The 20432-nt window shown below is 71.8% G+C and carries 19 protein-coding genes; 17 read left to right on the top strand and 2 right to left on the bottom strand.

The genetic code is table 11. From position 1 onward, the window contains the following. The 4 genes from ACPOLA_RS07725 to ACPOLA_RS07740 form a co-directional block, all read left to right on the top strand. Nucleotides 1–906, top strand: a 906-nt coding sequence (locus ACPOLA_RS07725; protein ID WP_435769831.1) for an HNH endonuclease signature motif containing protein, incomplete at its 5' end; no start/stop codon positions are given. Nucleotides 907–1082: 176 nt separating this feature from the next. Beyond that, entirely contained in the window at nt 1083–1682 is a 600-nt protein-coding gene (locus tag ACPOLA_RS07730) for a hypothetical protein (RefSeq protein WP_435769832.1), read from the top strand. Between the two features lie 115 nt (nt 1683–1797). Beyond that, nucleotides 1798–2190 carry a hypothetical protein gene (locus ACPOLA_RS07735; RefSeq protein WP_435769833.1) on the top strand — a complete coding sequence of 131 codons (393 nt, stop codon included), beginning with the start codon at nt 1798–1800 and terminating at the stop codon, nt 2188–2190. Between the two features lie 355 nt (nt 2191–2545). Beyond that, nucleotides 2546–3943, top strand: a complete 1398-nt coding sequence (locus tag ACPOLA_RS07740; protein ID WP_435769834.1) for a hypothetical protein — start codon at nt 2546–2548, stop codon at nt 3941–3943. A 72-nt stretch (nt 3944–4015) separates the two neighbouring features. Here ACPOLA_RS07740 and ACPOLA_RS07745 read toward each other — a convergent pair whose 3' ends face one another. After that, on the bottom strand, nt 4016–5398 hold the full coding sequence (locus ACPOLA_RS07745) for an FAD-dependent oxidoreductase (RefSeq protein WP_435769835.1): 1383 nt from the start codon (nt 5396–5398) through the stop codon (nt 4016–4018). 86 nt (nt 5399–5484) lie between these two features. On the opposite strand from ACPOLA_RS07745, the gene pafA reads away from it, so the two are divergent. The 9 genes from pafA to ACPOLA_RS07790 all read left to right on the top strand — a co-directional run bounded on the left by pafA (nt 5485) and on the right by ACPOLA_RS07790 (nt 15737). Next, the gene (gene pafA, locus ACPOLA_RS07750; protein ID WP_435769836.1) at nt 5485–6846 is read left to right on the top strand and encodes a Pup--protein ligase; all 1362 of its coding nucleotides are present in this window, start codon (nt 5485–5487) and stop codon (nt 6844–6846) included. Nucleotides 6847–6880: 34 nt separating this feature from the next. Next, complete coding sequence (locus ACPOLA_RS07755) at nt 6881–7885, top strand: FKBP-type peptidyl-prolyl cis-trans isomerase (RefSeq protein ID WP_435769837.1); 1005 nt, start codon at nt 6881–6883, stop codon at nt 7883–7885. A gap of 51 nt (nt 7886–7936) precedes the next feature. Beyond that, nucleotides 7937–8899, top strand: coding sequence for a helix-turn-helix transcriptional regulator (locus ACPOLA_RS07760; RefSeq protein ID WP_435769838.1), 963 nt, complete (start codon nt 7937–7939; stop codon nt 8897–8899). Then, the gene (locus tag ACPOLA_RS07765; protein WP_435769839.1) at nt 8896–9903 is read left to right on the top strand and encodes a helix-turn-helix transcriptional regulator; all 1008 of its coding nucleotides are present in this window, start codon (nt 8896–8898) and stop codon (nt 9901–9903) included. The genes ACPOLA_RS07760 and ACPOLA_RS07765 overlap by 4 nt, the downstream gene beginning before the upstream one ends. Nucleotides 9904–9978: 75 nt before the next feature. Beyond that, nucleotides 9979–10245, top strand: a complete 267-nt coding sequence (gene tatA / locus ACPOLA_RS07770) for a twin-arginine translocase TatA/TatE family subunit (RefSeq protein WP_435769840.1) — start codon at nt 9979–9981, stop codon at nt 10243–10245. Nucleotides 10246–10255: 10 nt separating this feature from the next. Then, entirely contained in the window at nt 10256–11095 is an 840-nt protein-coding gene (gene tatC, locus ACPOLA_RS07775) for a twin-arginine translocase subunit TatC (RefSeq protein ID WP_435769841.1), read from the top strand. A 111-nt stretch (nt 11096–11206) separates the two neighbouring features. Further along, the gene (locus tag ACPOLA_RS07780; protein ID WP_435769842.1) at nt 11207–12079 is read left to right on the top strand and encodes an AraC family transcriptional regulator; all 873 of its coding nucleotides are present in this window, start codon (nt 11207–11209) and stop codon (nt 12077–12079) included. A gap of 17 nt (nt 12080–12096) precedes the next feature. Then, entirely contained in the window at nt 12097–12963 is an 867-nt protein-coding gene (locus ACPOLA_RS07785; RefSeq protein WP_435769843.1) for a diacylglycerol/lipid kinase family protein, read from the top strand. After that, nucleotides 12960–15737 carry a DEAD/DEAH box helicase gene (locus tag ACPOLA_RS07790; protein WP_435769844.1) on the top strand — a complete coding sequence of 926 codons (2778 nt, stop codon included), beginning with the start codon at nt 12960–12962 and terminating at the stop codon, nt 15735–15737. Before ACPOLA_RS07785 ends, ACPOLA_RS07790 begins: the two co-directional genes overlap by 4 nt. On the opposite strand, the gene ACPOLA_RS07795 is transcribed toward ACPOLA_RS07790, so the two are convergent. Further along, nucleotides 15727–16653 carry a 5'-3' exonuclease gene (locus ACPOLA_RS07795; protein WP_435769845.1) on the bottom strand — a complete coding sequence of 309 codons (927 nt, stop codon included), beginning with the start codon at nt 16651–16653 and terminating at the stop codon, nt 15727–15729. The two genes, ACPOLA_RS07790 and ACPOLA_RS07795, sit on opposite strands and share 11 nt — an antisense overlap. A gap of 63 nt (nt 16654–16716) precedes the next feature. On the opposite strand from ACPOLA_RS07795, the gene ACPOLA_RS07800 reads away from it, so the two are divergent. From ACPOLA_RS07800 to ACPOLA_RS07815, 4 genes are all read left to right on the top strand, one after another. Then, entirely contained in the window at nt 16717–17181 is a 465-nt protein-coding gene (locus ACPOLA_RS07800; protein ID WP_435769846.1) for an Lrp/AsnC family transcriptional regulator, read from the top strand. A 434-nt stretch (nt 17182–17615) separates the two neighbouring features. Further along, complete coding sequence (lnt, locus tag ACPOLA_RS07805) at nt 17616–19178, top strand: apolipoprotein N-acyltransferase (RefSeq protein ID WP_435769847.1); 1563 nt, start codon at nt 17616–17618, stop codon at nt 19176–19178. Between the two features lie 28 nt (nt 19179–19206). After that, nucleotides 19207–19938, top strand: a complete 732-nt coding sequence (locus ACPOLA_RS07810; protein ID WP_435769952.1) for a polyprenol monophosphomannose synthase — start codon at nt 19207–19209, stop codon at nt 19936–19938. After that, on the top strand, nt 19935–20429 hold the full coding sequence (locus tag ACPOLA_RS07815; protein ID WP_435769848.1) for an FxsA family protein: 495 nt from the start codon (nt 19935–19937) through the stop codon (nt 20427–20429). Before ACPOLA_RS07810 ends, ACPOLA_RS07815 begins: the two co-directional genes overlap by 4 nt. Nucleotides 20430–20432: the final 3 nt, after the last annotated feature.

Genomic DNA, 20432 nt, shown 5'->3' on the forward strand with positions numbered 1-20432 from the left:
GCCATGACCCTCTACGACCCCGAGGCGGCTGAGGCCCGGCGTGAGGCGTCGTCGGACTCCCGGCGGTTCGACGTCCACCTCGACGACGTCACCGACGGCGTCGTGCAGGTCGACGGGGTCCTGGACGCCGCTGATGGTGCCGACCTGGACACCGCCGTCAACCGCCGCGCGGTGTTGTTGGGCAAGCTCGGCCACGACGGGTCACTCGATGTGCGGCGGGCGGTCGCGGTCGGCGACCTCGCCCGCAACGACCTCACCCTCGACCTCGAGACCGTCGACGAGTCCACCGGCGAGGTCACCACCGCATCCCGCGGCCGGCGAGCCGTCCTCAACGTCCACATCTCCGACATGGCGCTGACATCATCCGCCGACGCGTCCGGCCAGGAGGCGTCGGTGGGGCGGTGGGAGGACCAGCAACGCCCCATCACCGTCGCACAGATCAAGGAGTGGCTGTCCGCGGCCGGGACGACGGTGGTCGTGCGGCCGGTGATCGACCTCGCCGGACACATCCCGGTGGACTCCTACGAGATCCCTGACCGCCACCGCAAGCAGGTCGAGCTGCGCGACCACCACTGTGCGTTCCCGTGGTGCGGCCGCCGCGCCAGTCGCTGCGACCTCGACCACGCCCTCCCGCACAACCGGGGTGGGGTGACGTGTCCGTGCAACCTCGTCCCCGCCTGTCGGGCCCACCATCGGGCGAAGACGTTCTCCACCTGGCGCTACGTCATCGTCCAACCCGGCACCTACCTGTGGATCACCCCCAACGGGCGGCACTTCCTCGTCGACCACACCGGCACCCGCACCCTCGACCCACCCGTTCACGTCGACACCGACGTGCACGGCCCGCCGCCGGACCACGACACCCGGCCCTGGCCCATCCAGACCGGCCCACCCTGCCCCGGCTAGCAACCCCGCCCCACACCCCACCCCTCGGTGGGGTCACAGGCATGTCCTGTGTCGAGTGGTGATAGGCACCAGGCCAGCACGCGCGCTTCTCGTCCGTTCGTACCGCCGGGACCTGCGGATGATCGGCGGCTGCCACGTCCCTGGTGCGTGTCGCTGCCACGGCGCAGACTGTCCGCGTGACCGAGAGGGTGAGCGCCGATGAGCAGCGGAGCGCAGCCGCACCACAGACTCATCCGCGTCGGCGGCTTTCGATGCGTTGGATCGTCGCGGGCATCTCGGTGGCCACCGTCGTCGGCCTGGCGCTGGCGTACTCCCTGTGGTGGACCAGACCCACAACCTTCGGCGGTGTGGGCAACGGGTTCGCTTTCAAGCAGACCACCGAGAGGATGCATCCGGTCACGGTCGACATGGTCCAGCGCCCTTTCGAAGCGGATGCCGAGACCATCACGGTGAACGACGTCAGCCCCCGCGTGGTCGTGAACACCGCCGACGCCCTCATCACGTTCGGTGTCTGCCACCGGAGCGACGACTCAGCGTTCATGTCGGCCCATGGGCTCGCCGAGCGTTCGTGCGAGACCGTCACCGAGGTCGGGGGCCAGCACGCGCGCCTGACGAGGGACGCCACCACGACCATCACGATGACGGTGACGCCACGGCGTCATGGCCGTGTCGTGATCAGGGGCATGAATGTCGACTACACCCGGGGCTCCGGTCATCTCTGGCAACGCGGCAGCGAAGCCACCGGACCTGTGGTCAGAATGAGGGTCAGCAAGTAGCGCCACTCCGGAGCGGATCAACACGTGGCGATGACACTTGTCATGCCGCTGCGGGCGGAGTCCCGACCATGCCGCTGTCGTACGTTGTGGTCGGCTGGTTGAGAGGATGTGGCGTATGTCGAGCCAAGAGACGGGGTCACCGGCGCTGGCGCAGATGATCCACATGACTGACCTGTTCACGTGGCTGGTGCAGACCGCAGGCAAGGTGCTCGCCGTACTGATCCTCACCCCTTTGGCGCTGGGGATCGTGGGCGCGTTCATCGACGCAGACGGTGGAGGCCTCACCGCGGGCGTCGGTATCGGCTCGGCGCTGAGCCTCTTGATCCTGCTGGTGTGGCTGCCGACGACGACGGCACCTTTCCCGCGTGACCGCGTCATCGAGCTGCTGGACGCCGAGGTCGCCGACGAGACAGCCACAGAGACCCCGCCAGCCACGCCGTCCGTGGAGATTCTCGGACCGGAGAGCGGACGGCGCCCACGCGGGCCGGGACGCGGCCGGCGGCACTGACCGGTTGCTGTCTCGTCCTGATCCGTCCGAGCGCTCGTCGGCCCGCTGCGCTGGCGCTCCGTCCGGATGAACAATTCCTGTTCCCGCACGAACGATCTCTCCCCGAACCTAGGTTGATCCCCGCAGGCAGCCCGACGGGGGATGCCATCACGGGGGAGAAGACATGTCGGCACCTCGGAGATCCCGTCTGGCCGTAGCGGGAGCCGTAGCCCTGCTGATGACCGGTGGAGCCCTCGCCGCCCAGCCGGCGAGTGCAGACGGTGCGGATGGGCCGCACAGCGGGTGGGCGATCCGCGACGATGCGGCGGACCCGGCGCAGAGCGTGACCCACGAGCATCTGGGCGCAGATGTCGCCGTGGGATCGTGGACGGGACCGTTCGCCGACCTCGACGACGCGCAGGTTCTCAGCTTCAGCAGCCGGCCGGCCGAGGGGCCGGGCTTCGGCGGCAACCTCGCTCTTCCGGCCGGTCAGACGTTCCAGGCCGGACAGACCTACTCCGTCGACGCCGTGGCCAGCCGATCGACTCCTGACAGCGGCCGGCTCCGGATCTGGCGCGAGGGCACCATGTGCGGGCTGACTCCTGACGACGTCGAGCGCCTCTCGGGTCGCTACGTGGCGGCCAACCCGGCGACGGGATGGGTGCACGTCAGCGAGATCGAGTACGACGGCGCGGGCAGGCTCGTGCGGTTCGCCGCGACGTTCGAGGTGAACTGCCAGGTGGTCGGGGGACCGCCCGGGTTCGAGGGCAGCATCGCGGCCAATGCCACCCATCCGTTGTCACCGATCCCCGAAGCTCCCGCCACTCCGAGCCCGGTGACGGACCTGAAGGCCAAGAACGTCGGGCCGGACAGCGCCGGGAACAACACGACCACCCTCACCTGGGTGAACCCCACCCCCGACGGTGACGTGACCATCGACATGGTGCATTCGTCCAACCACGCGCTGTTCCCTGCCGTGCTCGCCGCGGCCGAGACGAAGCTCTACCGCGGCACCGCCAGCCGCTACCACGACCCCCACGTCGAGTTCATGGACACCCGTACCTACCGCGTGGTGCCGCGAGGCGCCACCGGCCGCCTGGGACCGCCGTCACTGCTGACGGTGATGGGGACGCGCCTCGCCTTCCCGATGCTGACGCGACGGCTCACCATCGGGGAGGAGGTCACCTTCACCGGCCGGCTCAGCGAAGCGTGGGACTACACCCGCCCTGCCGACGTGATGAAGGGTCCCGGGTTGGAGGGCCGCACGGTCCTCATGTGCAGCCAGTCGTCCGTCGACTACGTCGAGGGGGAGTGCACCCCGGTCGACAAGGCGGTCACCACGACCGACGGCCACTTCTCGTTGACGGCGCGGCCGTTGGCGAACCGCTACTACCGGATCGTGCTTCCGGCAACGGCACACATGGTCGGCAACTCCCAGTACGCCGTGGGCGCCCTCGTCGCACCGAGAACCGACCTGAGGGCCCCGGAGGCCGAGCCGGTCGGCGCCCGAGCACGGGGCGTCCGTCGCGGCTCGGTCATCCACTTCTCGACCTCGCGAGCGCGGGCCGGGTCTCGCGGCTACGTGCGCCTGCAGCGCTACGACGGCGACCGGTGGCGGACCATCAAGCGCAAGCGGCTGGGCACCGGCTCTAGCCGACTGGCGGTCCCCTTCCGCGAGTACCGCCGCGGCCGGCACGCCTACCGGATCGTCAAGCCGGGCGACTCCCGCCACATCAACGGGCGCAGCAGGACCATCCACGTGCGGGTCCGGTGACCGAACGCCCCCCTTCTGGCACCGCCGGACAGGGCACCTGCAGTCTGACCGCAGCCTGACTGCGGCCGCCGCTCACAGCGGCCTGGTCGCCGGCCCTTCCAGCACCTTGCCGTCGGCGTCGAACCGTGACCCGTGCAGCGGGCAGTCCCACGAGCGCTCGTTGTCGTTCCACGAGAGGACGCCGCCGAGGTGGGTGCAGATGGGGGCGTCGTCGTCGCGAAACGGCTTGCTGGCGTAGCCGTAGGCGAGATGGCAGCCGACCTCGGTGTTGAACAGCGCCGCCTTGCCCGCCGCGAGGACCTCCCGCGGTGTCCAGCTGCGCAGGGCACGGCCCCAGGCGGGCGGCTGGCCGTCGAGGGTGTCGGCGGCGAGCAGCAGCGCGGCGGCGGGGGCGGTGCTGAAGCCCCACTTCTCGAACCCGGTGACGACCTGGATCCGGTGGTCGCCGGGCAGCAGCGGACCGACGTACGGCAGGCCGTGGATCGGGGACTGGTCCTGGGCCGACCACACGTGCCGCAGCTCGGAGCCGGGGAAGGTCTCGCGGGCCCAGTCGAGGAGCTGGTCGAGGCGCTTCGTCGGCGAGCTGCGGCCGGTCGTGTGGCCGGAGCCGCCGACCATCAACAGGTCCTCGCCGTCGCCGCTGCGCACCGACCTGAGGGAGCGCACCTGCAGGTCGGAGGAGAGGTGCATGCCGTCGGGCTGCCAGTCCGAGGTGATGGTCGCGGCATAGGACCGCTGCGGCTTGAGCCGGGCGAAGAACGCGCCGCGGTCGAGGATCGGCTGGTTGGTGGCGAGTACGACGCGCGCCGCGTCGACCTCCGCGCCGGTGTCGGTGTGCAGGCGCACCCGGCTGGACTCCCGATCCACCGAGACGACCCGGGTCGCCTCGTGCACGGTGCCGCCCTCGGCCTCCACGCTGGCGAGCAGGGACGAGAGCAGCTGCATCGCGTCGACCTGGAACTGGTCGTCGAGGCGGACCGCCCCGAGCACGTCGTACGGCAGCTCCGTGTCGTCGGTCCAGTAGGCTCCCAGGCCCGCCACCTTCGACGCGGTCAGCTCCGCCCGCGCGCGGAGCTCGCCGACGCGCGTGGTGGCGTAGGTGGTCGCGTGCCGCTTCTCGGCCAGCACGCCGTGGTCGGTGCAGTAGCGCCACAGCCACGCCTGCCCCTCGCGGCTCGCCTCGACGTACTGCCGGGCGACCGACGGCGGGTTCGCCCGGAGCACGCGGCTGAGCTTCGTGCCCTGGAGGAGGCTCACCTTGCCGGTGGTGTGGCCGCTCGTGCCGTCGCCGATCCGGCGCGCCTCCAGCAGCGCGACGGACCGGCCGCCGCGGGCCACCAGGAGCGCGGCGAGCAGGCCCGCGAGGCCCCCGCCGACCACCACGACGTCGTAGGTCGCCCGCCCGATCAGCGGCGGCCGCTGGTCGGGGCGGGGGCTGGTGAACCACACCGGCATGCTGTCGGCGGGACGCTGGGATCTCGGTTCCGACGCGAACATGGCAGTTCAGTACCCGATCTGGTCCCGGACAGTAGTGTGCTGACATGGACCGTCGGATCTTCGGGATCGAGAACGAGTACGGCGTCACGTGCACGTTCCGCGGTCAGCGGCGGCTCAGCCCCGACGAGGTCGCCCGCTACCTGTTCCGCAAGGTGGTCAGCTGGGGGCGGTCCAGCAACGTCTTCCTGCGCAACGGCGCCCGGCTCTACCTCGACGTCGGCAGCCACCCCGAGTACGCCACCCCCGAGTGCGACGACGTGATCGACCTGGTCACCCACGACAAGGCGGGGGAGCGGGTGCTCGAGGGCCTGCTGCTCGACGCCGAGCAACGGCTCCACGACGAGGGGATCGCCGGCGAGATCTACCTGTTCAAGAACAACACCGACTCCGCCGGCAACTCCTACGGCTGCCACGAGAACTACCTCGTCAGCCGCGCCGGCGAGTTCAGCCGGCTGGCCGACGTGCTGATCCCGTTCCTGGTCACCCGCCAGATCGTCGTCGGGGCCGGCAAGGTGACCCAGACCCCCCGCGGTACGTCGTACTCGGTGAGCCAGCGTGCCGAGCACATCTGGGAGGGCGTCTCCAGCGCCACCACCCGCAGCCGCCCGATCATCAACACCCGCGACGAGCCGCACGCCGACGCCGAGAAGTACCGCCGGCTCCACGTCATCGTCGGCGACTCCAACATGAGCGAGACGACGACCATGCTCAAGGTCGCCTCCTGCGACCTGGTCCTGCGGATGATCGAGGAGGGCGTGGTGATGCGCGACCTCACGATGGAGAACCCGATCCGGGCCATCCGCGAGATCTCCCACGACGTGACCGGTCGCCGCAAGGTGCGCCTGGCCAACGGGCGGGAGGCCAGCGCGCTGGAGATCCAGTCGGAGTACCTCACCAAGGCCCGCGACTTCGTCGACCGGCGCGGCATCAGCACGCCGGTGATCGAGCAGGCGCTCGACCTGTGGGAGCGCGGCCTCAAGGCGGTCGAGTCCGACGACCTCGGCCTGGTCGACCGGGAGATCGACTGGGTGATCAAGTGGAAGCTCATCGACCGCTACCGCGCCAAGCACGGCCTGCCGCTGAGCCATCCCCGGATCGCCCAGCTGGACCTCGCCTACCACGACATCCACCGGGGCCGGGGGCTCTACTACCTGCTGGAGAAGCGCGGCGCGGTCGCCCGCGTCACCCAGGACCTGCGCATCTTCGAGGCCAAGTCGGTGCCTCCGCAGAACACCCGGGCCCGGCTGCGGGGGGAGTTCATCCGCAAGGCGCAGGAGCGGCGTCGTGACTTCACCGTCGACTGGGTGCACCTCAAGCTCAACGACCAGGCCCAGCGCACCGTCCTGTGCAAGGACCCCTTCCGGGCGTACGACGAGCGCGTGCAGCGCCTCATCGACGGCATGTAGCAGGCTGTTGCGGAGCGGTCGGTAGGGTTTGGCCGTGCTCGACCGCCTGCGACGCCCGACGACCCTGCTCCTGACCGCCCTGCTGCCTGCGAGCCTCGCCCTCAGCGCCTGCGGCGGTGACGGTGACGACCTGCTCGAGGGCTTCGACGCCGTCAGCATCTCCGGTGAGCCGGGGGAGGCCCCCGAGATCGACTGGAAGGGCCGCCTGGAGCCCGCCAAGGCCGAGGCCAAGGTGCTCGAGGAGGGCGACGGCGCGGAGCTCGCCAAGGGCGACCGCGTGCTCGTCAACTACGTCGTCAGCAACGGCTGGACGCACGAGGAGGCGGTCAACACCTACGGCGACGAGGCGGGCGGCTTCATGACCGAGATCGGCGCCAAGGAGGAGCCGCAGCAGGTCGACGACATCCTCAACATGGTCGTCCGCGAGGAGATCGAGGCCGGCATGACCGTCGGCACCCGGATCGCGGTCACGGTGGGCAGCGACGAGGTGCTCGAGGAGTACCTCGGCAACCCGCAGGTCTCGCAGTACTACGCCTCCAAGGACATCGGCAACGAGGACGGGCTGCTCGTGGTGGCCGACGTGGCGGCCAAGGTCGCCGACGGGCCCGAGGGCCAGGCCCAGCGTGCGCCGGGCTGGGCGCCGGAGGTCGTGACGAAGAAGGGCGAGCCGGTCCGGCTCGACTTCACCGGTGTCCCCGAGCCCAACGGCAAGCTCCGCGTCGCGACCCTCGTCGAGGGCACCGGCGACCCCGTCGAGTCCGGCGACGTCGTCGCCGCCGACTACCTCGGGGCCGTCTACGGGGCGAAGAAGCCGTTCGACGAGAGCTACAGCAAGGACCAGCCCCTTCCCGCCGTGATCAGCGAGGAGTTCGGCACGGTGGTCAAGGGCTGGTCCCGGGCGCTCGAGGGGGTGCCGGCCGGCAGCCGGGTCCTGATCCAGATCCCGCCCAAGCTGGGCTACGGCAAGGAGGGCAGCCCGCCGGACATCCCGAAGAACGCGACGCTGTACTTCGTCGTGGACGTGCTCGCCACCGCCTGACCTGGGAAACCACCGGGACGGACTCGCGCGGTCTCGGGCAGAATCGAACCCATGCCCGCGCCGAAGAGCGAGCGCCTGCTCAACCTGCTGATCATGCTGCTCGTCCAGCGACGGCCGATCGCCAAGGAGCGGATCCGCGAGCTGCTCTACCCCGACTCGCGGCCGGACGCCTTCGAGAAGATGTTCGAGCGCGACAAGGAGGAGCTGCGCAGCCTCGGCGTGCCGGTGGAGGTCGCGTCCGTGGATCCCCTCTTCGAGGACGAGGTCGGCTACCGCATCCCCCCGGACCAGTTCGCCCTGCCCGACGTGGAGCTGACGGCCGAGGAGGCCGCCGTCGTCGGGATCGCCTCGCGGGTCTGGCAGCACGCCACCATGGCGCAGGCGACCTCCGACGCCGTCCGCAAGCTGACCGCCGCGGGCCTCGACGTGGACCTCGACGCGCTCGAGATCGCGCAACCCCTGCTCACCGCGGACGAGCCCGCCTTCGAGACCTGCTGGCTGGCCGTGTGCGAGCGGGCTCCGATCGCGTTCGACTACCAGACCATGCGCGAGGACTCGCCGCGCACCCGCCACCTGCAGCCCTGGGGTGTGGTCCGCTACTCCGGGAGGTGGTACGTCGTCGGCTACGACACCGACCGCGAGGACGAGCGGGTGTTCCGGCTGTCCCGGGTCCACGGCGAGGTCCGCAGGGCCGGGCCGCCGGGTGCCTACGACATCCCCGCCGACATCGACGTCCGTGAGATCACCAGGCGCCTGGCACCTCCCAGCTTCGCCGAGGACGCCGTCCTCCTCGTCCGCGAGGGCACCGGCCACGCCCTGCGGCGCGGGGCCACGAAGGTCGAGCACGACGTGCCCGGCCCCGACACGCGGACCCGGTGGGACCGCGTCGAGCTGACCAGGCCCTCGGTCGGCCTGGAGGACGAGGTCCTCGCGCACGGCGCCGACGTCGTGCTCCTCGAGCCGGAGCCGCTGCGCAAGCAGATCGTCGACCGTCTCGAGCAGGTGCTCGGATGACCGCGACGCCCGGGGCCCGCGACCAGGTGGCACGGCTGCTCACGCTGGTGCCGTTCGTGCACCACCGCGACGGCGTACGCCTGGAGGAGGCGGCCGAGCTCCTCGGCACCACGCCGGAGCAGGTCCTGCGCGACCTCAAGGTGCTCTTCATGTGCGGCCTGCCCGGGGGACTGCCCGACGACCTGATCGACGTCGACCTCGACGCCATCGAGAGCGAGGAGGGCAGCCCGCGCGGGGACGGGGTGATCCGGGTGGAGAACGCGGACTACCTGGCCCGGCCGCTGCGCCTCTCGCCGACCGAGGCGTCGGCGATCATCGTCGCGCTCCGGACCCTGCGCGAGGTGTCGACGGGGGAGACCGCGACGCTGGTCGACCGGGTGCTGGCCAAGCTGGAGGCCGCAGCGGCGACCGCCCACGTCGGCCACGTCGACGTGGCGCCGTCGCCGCGCGACGTCGAGATGCTGCGCGTCAGCAGTCTCCGGCGGGTGCTCGACGAGGCCACCGAGCGACGCCGGCAGGTCCGGCTGCAGTACTTCGTGCCGTCGCGCGACGAGCTCTCCGACCGGGTCGTCGACCCCCGCGGCGTGGTCACCCACGGCGTCTTCACCTACCTCGACGCCTGGTGCCACCTCGCCGGCGCCGACCGGCTGTTCCGGCTCGACCGGATCCGGCACGCGCAGGTGCTCGAGAGCCCGGTGGCCAGCGAGCCGCGTCCGCCGCGCGACCTGAGCGACGGCCTCTTCACCGAGCCCGACCGCCAGGGCAGCACCCTGGTCACGTTGCTGCTGGGCCCACTGGCACGCTGGGCCACCGAGTACTACCCGGTCCGGGAGGTCCGCCCGCTGCCCGACGGCTCCGCCGAGGTCGACCTCGTGGTGGTCGACCGCCGATGGCTGCTCCGGCTGCTCCTGCGGCTGGCCCCGCACGCGCGGGTGCTGGCGCCCCAAGAGTTCACCCAATCTTTGACGCGCGCTGCACAGGAGACGCTGACGCTCTACGCATGATCACGGCGTACGATGGGGGACGTCCGCAGTACCTCACAAGCGAGAGTTGGTCCCCGCATGTTCTCCCTCGTCGGAATGCCCTCGGGATGGGAGTGGCTGATCGTCCTCGCCATCGTCGTGCTCGTGTTCGGTGCCGCCAAGCTGCCCGAGCTCGCCCGCGGCACCGGCCAGGCGCTGCGCATCTTCAAGGCCGAGACCAAGGGCCTCCGCGACGACGACGAGGCCGACTCGTCCGAGCAGTCCGGGAAGTCCGCGCCGGCCAGGCCTGCGGGTGAGCTCAACGCCGCCGACGGGGTCGCCGAGGGCGAGATCGTCGACGAGCGCCGCGAGCGCAACGCCTGACCCTGGCCCCGTGTCCCTGTCCGGAGTCGCCCAGCTCTTTCTCGGCAAGCCGGTCCACCCCGTCGGCGCGGACGGGCGGATGGCGCTGTCCGACCACCTGCGTGAGCTGCGCGCCCGCCTCCTCAAGGCCGCGCTGGTGCTGGTCACCGGGTTCGTCCTCGCGCTGTTCTTCTTCGACCCGCTCTTCCAGCTGGTGCTCGACCCCTACCTGCAGGCCCAGGAGGCGTTGCCGGAGGGCTCGACCGAGGCGACGACCGCCGGTGCCGCGGGCGGCTTCATCCTCTACCTCAAGCTGTGCGGGCTGGCCGCGCTGATCGGCACCAGTCCGTTCTGGCTCTACCAGATCTGGGCCTTCATCCTCCCGGGGCTGCACGCCAACGAGAAGAAGTGGACCGGCATCTTCGCCGCCATCGCCGGGCCGCTCTTCCTGGCCGGCGTCTTCCTGGGCTACGTGACCCTGCCGAAGGGCCTGGAGATCCTGATCGGCTTCACGCCGGCCGACCTCACCAACCTGGTCGAGTTCAACGAGTACCTCTCGTTCTTCACCCGCACCCTGCTGGTCTTCGGCATCGCCTTCGAGATCCCGGTGTTCGTGGTGCTGCTCAACCTGGCCGGGGTGGTGCGGGGCAAGACGCTCGGCGCCTACCGGCCCTGGATCATCATCGGCTCCTTCCTCTTCGCAGCGGTCGCCACCCCGTCCGGCGACCCGTTCACGATGACCTTCATGGCCGTCCCGATGGTGCTGCTCTTCTTCGTCTCCGAGGTCATCGCGCGGCTCAACGACCGCCGAAGGGACAGGCGGTCGCTGAACGCCGGCCTGTCGCCCGACGAGGCCAGCCCGCTGCGCTGAGCGATGGGCGCGCGGGGTCACCACGCATCCCCGGCCGATCGCATCGGTCCGGAACGATCGGGCGCCGGACGGGTGTGCTCGCGCAGGGTTGTGGCGGAAGGAGGACCCCTCGTGATCACCGTGCTGAACCGCGCAGTGGAGGCCGTGGAGTCGGCGCTCGTGGCCGACCCGTCGGCGCCGATCGACGTCGCCGCGTTGGCGGCGCGGCTCGGCACCACCGAGCACCACCTGCGACGGATGTTCTCGTCGCTCGCAGGGATGCCGCTGTCGGAGTACGTCCGGCGGCGCCGGATGGCCATGGCCGCCGCCGACCTCGTCGGCGGGAGCGACGACCTGCTCTCCATCGCGGTGCGGCACGGCTACGGCTCGACCGAGGCGTTCGGCCGGGCGTTCCGTGCGGTGCACGGCAGCAGTCCCGGCGACGTACGCCGGGCCGGGGGTCCGCTACGCACCCAACCCCAGGTCAGGTTCCACCTGACCGTGCAAGGAGGAACCCCCATGGACACCCGCATCGTCGACCTGCCCGCCGTCCGGCTCGTCGGACACGCCCGCCGGGTGAGACTCGTCCACGAGGGCGTGAACCCCGAGATCGCGGAGCACGTGGCCGCCATCCCGGTGGCGGAGACCGCACGCCTGAAGACGCTGAACGACACCGAGCCGCGCGGGGTCCTCGCCGTCAGCGACGACCTCGATCCCGACCGCGCGGAGGGCAGCGAGCTGACCTACCTGCACGGCGTGGCGACCACGACCGCGCCCGACGGGCTCGACACCATCGCGGTGCCGGCCGGCACCTGGGCCGTCTTCCGCACCGAGGGCCCGCACCCGGCTGCGCTGCAACGGGCATGGGCCGCCACCGCGACGGACTGGTTCCCCTCCCACCCGTGGCGTCTGCGCCCGGGCCCGGAGATCGTCGCCACGCTGGCCTCCGATCCCGACTCGAGCACGGCGACCTGCGAGCTCTGGCTGCCGGTCGAGCCGAGCTGAGGCCGTAGCCTGCGCATGTGCATGCTGCAGTCCTGACCAACCCGACCGCCGGCAAGGGGCGGGGCGCCCGGGTGAGGGACGAGGTGCTGCCCCGGCTGCACGGGGCCGGCTGGCGCACCACGGCTCTGAGCGGCCGGGACGTCGACCAGGCCGCCGAGCTGGCCCGCAGCGCCGTCGCCGCCGGCACCGACCTGCTCGTGGTCTGCGGCGGCGACGGCATGGTCAACCTCGGGCTGCAGGCGGTGGCCGGCACCGGCGTGCCGCTGGGGATCCTGCCGGCCGGCACCGGCAACGACATCGCCCGGTCGCTCGGGATCCCGCTCGGCGACGCCGCCGCGGCGGCGTCCCGGCTGGTGCACGGCACGCCGCGGACCATCGACCTCGCCCGGATCGGGGACCGCTACTACGGCGGGGTCCTGGCGGCCGGGTTCGACGCGGTCGTCAACGAGCGCGGCAACCGGATGCGGTGGCCGCGCGGGGCGATGCGCTACAACCTCGCGACGATCGCCGAGCTGCGCGTCTTCCAGCCGCTGAGCTACGTGCTCGAGCTGGACGGCGTCGTACGCCGGGTGGAGGCGATGCTCGTCGCCGTCGGCAACGGCCCGTCCTTCGGCGGCGGGCTGCGGATCACGCACGGCGCGGAGCTCGACGACGGGCTCCTCGACGTGGTTCTCATCAAGCCGGTCGGCAAGATGGAGCTGATGAGGACCTTCCCGAAGCTGTACGACGGCAGCCACGTGACCCACCCGCAGTACGAGCGCCACCGAGTGCGCCGGGTGACCGTCGCCTCCGCCGGCATCGTCGGCTATGCCGACGGCGAGCGGTTCGGGCCGCTGCCGTTGACGGTCGAGTGCGTGCCCGGCGCGGTCCAGGTGCGGGCATGAGCGAGGAGCTGAGCCCCGCCGAGCGCTACGCGTGCTTCCGTCGCGACAAGGGACACCCGGTGTTCCGCGACTTCGCCGCCGGCTTCGCCTTCGACCTCGACGACTTCCAGGTCGAGGGCTGCAAGGCGGTCGAGGACGGTCACGGCGTGCTCGTCGCCGCGCCGACCGGCGCCGGCAAGACGGTCGTGGGCGAGTTCGCCGTGCATCTCGCCCTGGAGACCGGGCGCAAGGCGTTCTACACGACGCCGATCAAGGCGCTGTCCAACCAGAAGTACCAGGACCTCGCCGCCCGGTACGGCGCCGACCGGGTCGGCCTGCTGACCGGCGACACCGTGATCAACGGCGAGGCCCCGGTGGTCGTGATGACCACCGAGGTGCTGCGCAACATGCTCTACGCCCGGTCCCGCACCCTCGTCGGCCTGGGCTTCGTGGTGATGGACGAGGTGCACTACCTCGCCGACCGGGCCCGCGGCGCGGTCTGGGAGGAGGTGATCATCCACCTCCCCGAGTCGGTCTCGGTGGTCTCCCTGTCGGCGACCGTCTCCAACGCCGAGGAGTTCGGCGAGTGGCTGGAGACGGTGCGCGGCACCACCCGCACCATCGTCGCCGAGCGCCGTCCGGTGCCGCTGTTCCAGCACGTGATGGTGGGCCGGCGCCTGCTCGACCTGTTCGCGTCCTCCGACGTGGACGCGGCCGCCGGCTTCGTCCGCGAGGGCGCTCCGGTCAACGAGGAGCTGATGCGCCTGGCGCGCGACGACTGGGCGTCCTCCCGGCTCAAGGACCGGCGGACCCCGAAGGGGTCCCGCGGACGCCAGGGCGGACCGGGCAGCCGCAACGTCGGCAGCGGCCGGCGGATCTGGATCCCGGGCCGGCTCGACGTGATCGACCGCCTCGAGCGCCACAACCTGCTGCCCGCGATCGTGTTCATCTTCAGCCGGGCGGGCTGCGACGCGGCAGTGCAGCAGTGCCTCGACGCCAACGTCCGGCTCACCACGCCCGAGGAGCGCGACGACGTGATCGCCCACGTCGAGCGGACCCTCGGCGGGCTGCCGGCCGACGACCTGCACGTGCTCGGCTACCACGACTTCCTCGACGCCGCCTCGCGCGGCGTCGCCGCGCACCACGCCGGGATGCTGCCGGCGTTCAAGGAGTGCGTGGAGGAGCTGTACCTGCGCGGTCTGGTGAAGGTCGTGTTCGCGACCGAGACGCTCGCCCTCGGCATCAACATGCCGGCGCGGACGGTCGTGCTGGAGAAGCTCAGCAAGTGGAACGGCGAGACCCACGCCGACATCACGCCGGGGGAGTACACCCAGCTGACCGGGCGCGCGGGCCGCCGCGGGCTCGACGTCGAGGGGCACGCCGTCGTGCTCTGGCAGCCGGGCATGAACCCCAAGGAGCTCGCCGGCCTCGCCTCCACGCGCACCTACCCGCTGCGCTCGAGCTTCCGGCCGTCGTACAACATGGCGGTCAACCTGGTGCACTCCTACGGCCGGCACCGGGCCCGCGAGCTGCTGGAGCAGTCCTTCGCCCAGTTCCAGGCCGACCGCGCGGTGGTGGGCCTGGCCCGGCAGCTCCGCAAGGCCGAGGACGCGCTCGCGGGCTACGCCGAGGCCGCCCAGTGCCACCTGGGCGACTTCATGGAGTACGCCGCGCTGCGCCGCCGGGTCGCCGAGGTCGAGAAGGAGTCCAGCAAGGTACGCCGCCACGACCGCCGAACCGAGGCCGAGGCCTCGCTCGAGCAGCTCAAGCCCGGCGACGTCATCGTCGTCCCCGCGGGCAAGTTCGCCGGCCCCGCCGTCGTGCTCGACCCCGGTCTCTCCGAGCACGGGCACCGACCGCTGGTGATCACCGCCGAGCGCCAGGGACGCCGGCTCGCGATGATGGACTTCCCCGTCCCGGTGGAGCCGGTCGCCCGGATCCGGCTGCCGCGGCGCGTCGACGCGCGCAACCCCCACCAGCGCAAGGACGTCGCCCAGGCGGTGCGGGAGGCCGTCCGCGAGCTGCCGCTCTCGGTCACCAAGCCGCGGGCCGAGCGGGGGCCGGTCGACCAGGAGACCGCCAAGAAGGTGGCCGACCTGCGCGCCCAGATCCGCGAGCACCCCTGTCACGGGTGCTCCGAGCGCGAGGACCACGCCCGCTGGGCCGAGCGGCACGCGAAGCTGGAGAAGGACGCCCGCACGCTCGAGCAGCGCATCGAGCGACGCACCAACACGGTCGCCCGCACCTTCGACCGGGTCTGCGAGGTCCTGGAGGCGCTGCGCTACCTCGACGGCGACACGGTCACCGATCGTGGACGTGGCCTGATGCGGATCTACTCCGACCTCGACCTGGTCGCCGCCGAGTCGCTCCGCAACGGCCTCTGGGACGACCTGGGGCCCGAGCAGCTGGGGGCGGTGCTGTCCGCGCTGGTCTACGAGGCGCGCCGGCCCGAGGAGGGACCGCCCAACGTCCCCGGCGGCGCGATCTCGACGACCATCGACGAGATGACCCGGCTGTGGGGCGAGCTCGAGCGGCTGGAGCGGCAGCACCGCCTCGACTTCCTGCGCAAGCCCGACCCCGGCTTCGCGTGGACCGCCTACCGCTGGGCGAGCGGTGAGGACCTCGACGAGATCCTCACCCGCAACGACCAGACGGCCGGCGACTTCGTGCGGCAGATGAAGCAGCTCATCGACTTCGCCGGCCAGATCGCCGACGCGGCCGCGGGCACGCCCGTGCGGGACACCGCCCGCGACCTGGTGCGGCTGCTGCGGCGGGGGATCGTCGCTAGCGACTGAGGCCCTCGAGCACCCCGGTCAGCCGGCTGACCGGGCTGGTCAGCGACCAGCGCTCGGCCAGCTCCTCGAGGTCGGCCGCCGCCAACGGCGTGGTCGGGACGTCGAGCCCGTCGCGGGGCAGGTCGAGGTCGCGGGCGACGGCCACGACCCGGGGAGCCACGTCGAGGTACGCCGCGGCGTCCTTGATCCGTCGTCGTGGCGCGGGGCCCATGTCGCTGTCGGGGTCGAGCGCCGCGGCGCGGACGCCCGCCATGTCGCCGTACTTCTGCAGCAGGGCGGCGGCCGTCTTGTCGCCGACGCCCTTGACGCCCGGCAGGCCGTCGGAGGGGTCGCCGCGCAGGGTGGCGAAGTCGGCGTACTGGTCGGGGCGGACGCCGTACCTGTCGACGACCCACGCCTCGTCGACCTGCTCGTGCCGGCCGACGCCACGGGCGACGTAGAGCACCCGCACCTGCGCCTCGTCGTCGACGAGCTGGAAGAGGTCGCGGTCACCGGTGACCACGTCGACCGGCATCCCGGCGCCGGTCGCGTAGCTGCCGATCACGTCGTCGGCCTCGTAGCCGGGAGCCCCCACCACGGCGATGCCGAACGTCGCGAGGACGTCGCGGATGATCGGCACCTGCACCTCGAGCGGGTCGGGCACCTCCTCGACGTCCGGCGCGTCCGCGACCTCGGCCACGACCCGGTGGGACTTGTAGCTCGGCACCAGGTCCACCCGCCACTGCGGGCGCCAGTCGTCGTCCCAGCAGCACACCAGGTGGGTCGGCGCGTACTGCTCGACGAGCCGGGAGATGAAGTCGAGCAGCCCTCGCACGGCGTTCACGTTGGTGCCGTCGGGGGCGAGGATCTCGGGCACCCCGAAGTACGCCCGGAAGTAGAGGCTGGCGGTGTCCAGGAGGAGCAGGCGTCCGGTCATCGGCGACAGCCTAGGGGCCGGACAGCGGCCCGCGCAGCAGGCACCCTGCCCTAGTGTGACGGGGTGAGCCAGAGCAACAGCCCTGCGGTCGAGGCGACGGACCGGCAGATCCTGGAGCTCCTCGCCACCGACGGACGGATGTCCTACACCGATCTCGGACGGGCGACCGGCCTCTCCACCTCGGCGGTCCACCAGCGGGTCAAGCGCCTGGAGCAGCGCGGCCTGATCCTCGGCTACGGCGCGACCGTCAACTACGCGGAGATCGGGCTGGCGCTCACCGCCTTCATCTCGATCCGGCCGATCGACCCCTCGCAGCCCGACGACTGCCCGGACCGCCTCGTCGCGATGCCGGAGATCGAGTCGTGCTGGTCGGTGGCGGGGGAGGAGTCCTACGTCATCAAGGTGCGCACCACCACGCCGGCCGAGCTCGAGGGGCTCCTGGCACGCATCCGGGCCGCCGCCAACGTGTCGACGCGGACCACGATCGTGCTCTCCACCTACTACGAGAACCGGCCGGTCACCGGCTGAGTGCCCGACGTCGGCGTGCCGCGCGCGACACGCCGCGGAGGGCCGGGATTTTTCCCGCATTTTGCGCCGCGAGGCGCCCCGCTCTGACCTGCGACAACGCCGCATCTTCGCAGGTCAGCGCCTGGTTGACAGGGTAGGCGCGCCTCACCAGAGTACGGAGACGTTCGCTCATGCAGGTCGTGGCAGGCGGACCGACGTCCGAGTGGCCGTAGGACGGGGGAGTAGCACCAGCTCCGCCCGACAACGGTTCGCGGAGGTCGGTTCGCTCCTCGAGAGCGGACCGGAAGGGTCCCGGTCCCCCTAGACAACGTCCCGGCTCAGGCAGCCGGTCGGACACCGGGATGGTCCGAAGGTGGCCAGGGACCCTTCCGCGCCTGATGGCCGCATACGGCGTCGCGGCCACCCCGTGCGGCACGGCCGACTACGCTCGGTGCGTGCTGATCCGCTCTCTCGTCGCGGTCCTGGGTGGACTCCTGCTGACCGCGTCCTTCGAGCCGGTCGCGCTGCCGATCCTGCTGCCCTTCGGCGTCGCCTGCTTCGCGCTGGCGACCCGCGGCCTGAGCGTGCCCCGCTCGGGCGCGGTGGGCCTGGTCTTCGGCGTCAGCTTCTACTTCACCCACATCGAGTGGATGCGCGCCTCGATCGGGCCGGACGCGTGGCTGGCCCTCTCGAGCATCGAGGCGGCGTTCTACGGCCTGCTGGGCCTCGCGGTGCCGCTGCTCCGCAGGCTCCCGGCCTGGCCGCTGTGGCTGGCCGTGGCGTGGACCGCGATGGAGACCGTGCGCAGCGGCTGGCCGTTCAGCGGGATGCCCTGGGGCCGGCTGTCCTTCGCCGCGATCGACACGCCAGTCGCCCCGGCGGTCGCCTACGCCGGGATGACCGGGCTGTCCTTCCTCCTCGCGCTCACCGGGTTCCTGCTCGCCCGGCTCGTCGAGCGGGAGACGGAGAACCGGCGGCTGACCGGGGTGGTGCTGGTGGGCGTGCTCGCCGCGCTCATGGTGCCGGCCGTGGCGCCGTACCAGCCGCCGGAGGATGGTACGGCGACGGTGGCGGCCGTGCAGGGCGACGTGCCCGGTCCGGGCAACGACATCCTCTGGGACCACCGGGCCGTGACCGACAACCACGTGCAGGCGACCGTGGACCTCGCCGCCGACGTCGCGACGGGGCAGCGGCCCCGACCGGACTTCGTGGTGTGGCCGGAGAACTCCACCGCGGTCGACCCGTTCGCGGACGCCTCCGTCAACGAGGGCATCCGCCGGGCGGTGGCGGCGGTCGGCGTGCCGGTGATGGTCGGCGGCATCGTCGACGACGGACCCGAGCACGTGCTCAACCAGGGCATCGTGTGGGACCCCGAGACCGGTCCCGGCGACCGCTACACCAAGCAGCACCCGGTGCCCTATGGGGAGTACATCCCGTTCCGGCGCTACTGGGACCCGAAGTTCGGCCAGCTGGCCCTGATCACCCGGGACATGAAGAGCGGCACGCGCACGGAGCCGCTGCGGGTCGCCGGGATCGAGGTCGCGGACGCGATCTGCTTCGACATCGCCTACGACGACGTGGTGCGCGACCAGGTGCGCTCGGGCGCCGAGCTGCTCACCGTGCAGACCAGCAATGCCAGCTTCATCTTCACCCACCAGATCGAGCAGCAGTTCGCGATGACCCGGCTGCGTGCCATCGAGGCCGGTCGCTGGCTCGTGGTCGCCTCCACCAACGGCCGCACCGGCGTGATCGCGCCCGACGGGACGGTGGTGGCGTCGGCCGAGCCCCGCACGACGGCCGTGCTGCTGGAGCAGGTCGGCCTCAGCGACGGGCTCACCCCGGCGATGCGGCTGGGCGCCTGGCCCGCCCGGGCGTTCACCCTCCTGACGCTCGGCGCTCTCCTCGTGGGCGCCATCGCGTACCGTCGAGGGCGAGAGCCTGCCGGGCCGGCGCGGGCGGAGCCGGACCCGGCGGTGCCCGCGAAGTCCCCGATGTCGAGCGAGGCCCCCGTTGCCTGACCAGACCCCGTTGCCAGGCCGCACCGTGATGGTGGTGCCCACCTTCAACGAGGCGGACAACCTCGCCTGGATCGTCGGCCGGCTGCGCTCGGCCCAGCCCGCGGTGGACGTGCTGGTGGTCGACGACGGCTCGCCGGACGGGACCGGCGCGATCGCCGACGCCCTCGCCGCCGACGACCCCGGCATCCACGTGCTGCACCGGATCGCGAAGGGCGGCCTGGGCGCGGCGTACCTGGCCGGCTTCGCCTGGGCGCTCGACGAGGGGTACGACGCCGTGGGCGAGATGGACGCCGACGGCTCGCACCAGCCCGAGCAGCTCCACCGGCTGCTGCGGGCGCTCGACGGCGCCGACCTGGTGATCGGCTCCCGCTGGGTCCCGGGCGGATCGGTCGTGAACTGGCCCTGGCAGCGCGAGGTGCTCTCGCGCGGCGGGAACCTCTACGTCCGGCTGCTGCTGGGCATCGACGTGCGCGACGCGACGGCCGGCTACCGGCTGTTCCGCCGCACCACCCTGGAGAAGATCCGGCTCGACGAGGTGCGCTCCACCGGCTACGTCTTCCAGACGGACCTGGTCGCCCGCACCCTCCGGGCCGGCCTCACCGTCCGTGAGGTCCCGATCGAGTTCGTCGAGCGGGTGCGCGGGGAGTCCAAGATGAGCGGCCAGGTCGCGGTGGAGTCGCTGAAGCGGATCACCCAGTGGGGGCTGCGGGAGCGGATGGAGCAGCTCTCCAGCAGGCGGCGGCCGGGAGACCGCCGGTGAGCCCGCGCCGTCGCGGCCGCCGGTGGGCGGTGCTGCTGTTCGTCGCCTTCGTGGTCATGCCGATCCTCGAGATCGTCGTGCTGATCCAGGTCGGCCAGGTGATCGGGCCGTGGTGGACGATCCTGCTCCTCGTCGCCGACAGCGTCGTGGGCGCGTGGCTGATGAAGCGGGAGGGCCTGCGCGCCTGGCGCGCCCTGCGTGAGCGGCTCGAGACCGGCCGGATGCCGCACCGGGAGCTGGTCGACGGCGCGCTGGTGGTGCTGGGCGGCGCCCTCATGCTGACCCCCGGCTTCGTGACCGACGCCCTGGGGATCCTGCTGATCCTGCCGGTCACCCGGCCGGCGTTCCGCCGGCTGCTGATGGCCTACACCGTCAACCGCGTGGTCGGGTCGGTGAAAACGACACCTCGCCCCGGACCGACGGACGGACCCGTGGTCAGGGGCGAGGTGGTCGACGAGGGGCCGGACCGGGGGACCGGCTCGGCCGGGTAGCCG

It is taken from the genome of Nocardioides proteolyticus, assembly GCF_051280635.3.
Taxonomy (GTDB): Bacteria; Actinomycetota; Actinomycetes; order Propionibacteriales; family Nocardioidaceae; genus Nocardioides.

Excerpts from the sequence above, each read along its gene's own strand:
- ACPOLA_RS07735 (WP_435769833.1), top strand. The coding sequence starts at position 1,798 with ATGTCGAGCCAAGAGACGGGGTCACCGGCGCTGGCGCAGATGATCCAC.
- ACPOLA_RS07745 (WP_435769835.1), bottom strand. The coding sequence starts at position 5,398 with ATGCCGGTGTGGTTCACCAGCCCCCGCCCCGACCAGCGGCCGCCGCTG.
- pafA (WP_435769836.1), top strand. The coding sequence starts at position 5,485 with ATGGACCGTCGGATCTTCGGGATCGAGAACGAGTACGGCGTCACGTGC.
- ACPOLA_RS07760 (WP_435769838.1), top strand. The coding sequence starts at position 7,937 with ATGCCCGCGCCGAAGAGCGAGCGCCTGCTCAACCTGCTGATCATGCTG.
- ACPOLA_RS07765 (WP_435769839.1), top strand. The coding sequence starts at position 8,896 with ATGACCGCGACGCCCGGGGCCCGCGACCAGGTGGCACGGCTGCTCACG.
- tatA (WP_435769840.1), top strand. The coding sequence starts at position 9,979 with ATGCCCTCGGGATGGGAGTGGCTGATCGTCCTCGCCATCGTCGTGCTC.
- ACPOLA_RS07790 (WP_435769844.1), top strand. The coding sequence starts at position 12,960 with ATGAGCGAGGAGCTGAGCCCCGCCGAGCGCTACGCGTGCTTCCGTCGC.
- ACPOLA_RS07795 (WP_435769845.1), bottom strand. The coding sequence starts at position 16,653 with ATGACCGGACGCCTGCTCCTCCTGGACACCGCCAGCCTCTACTTCCGG.
- ACPOLA_RS07810 (WP_435769952.1), top strand. The coding sequence starts at position 19,207 with ATGGTGGTGCCCACCTTCAACGAGGCGGACAACCTCGCCTGGATCGTC.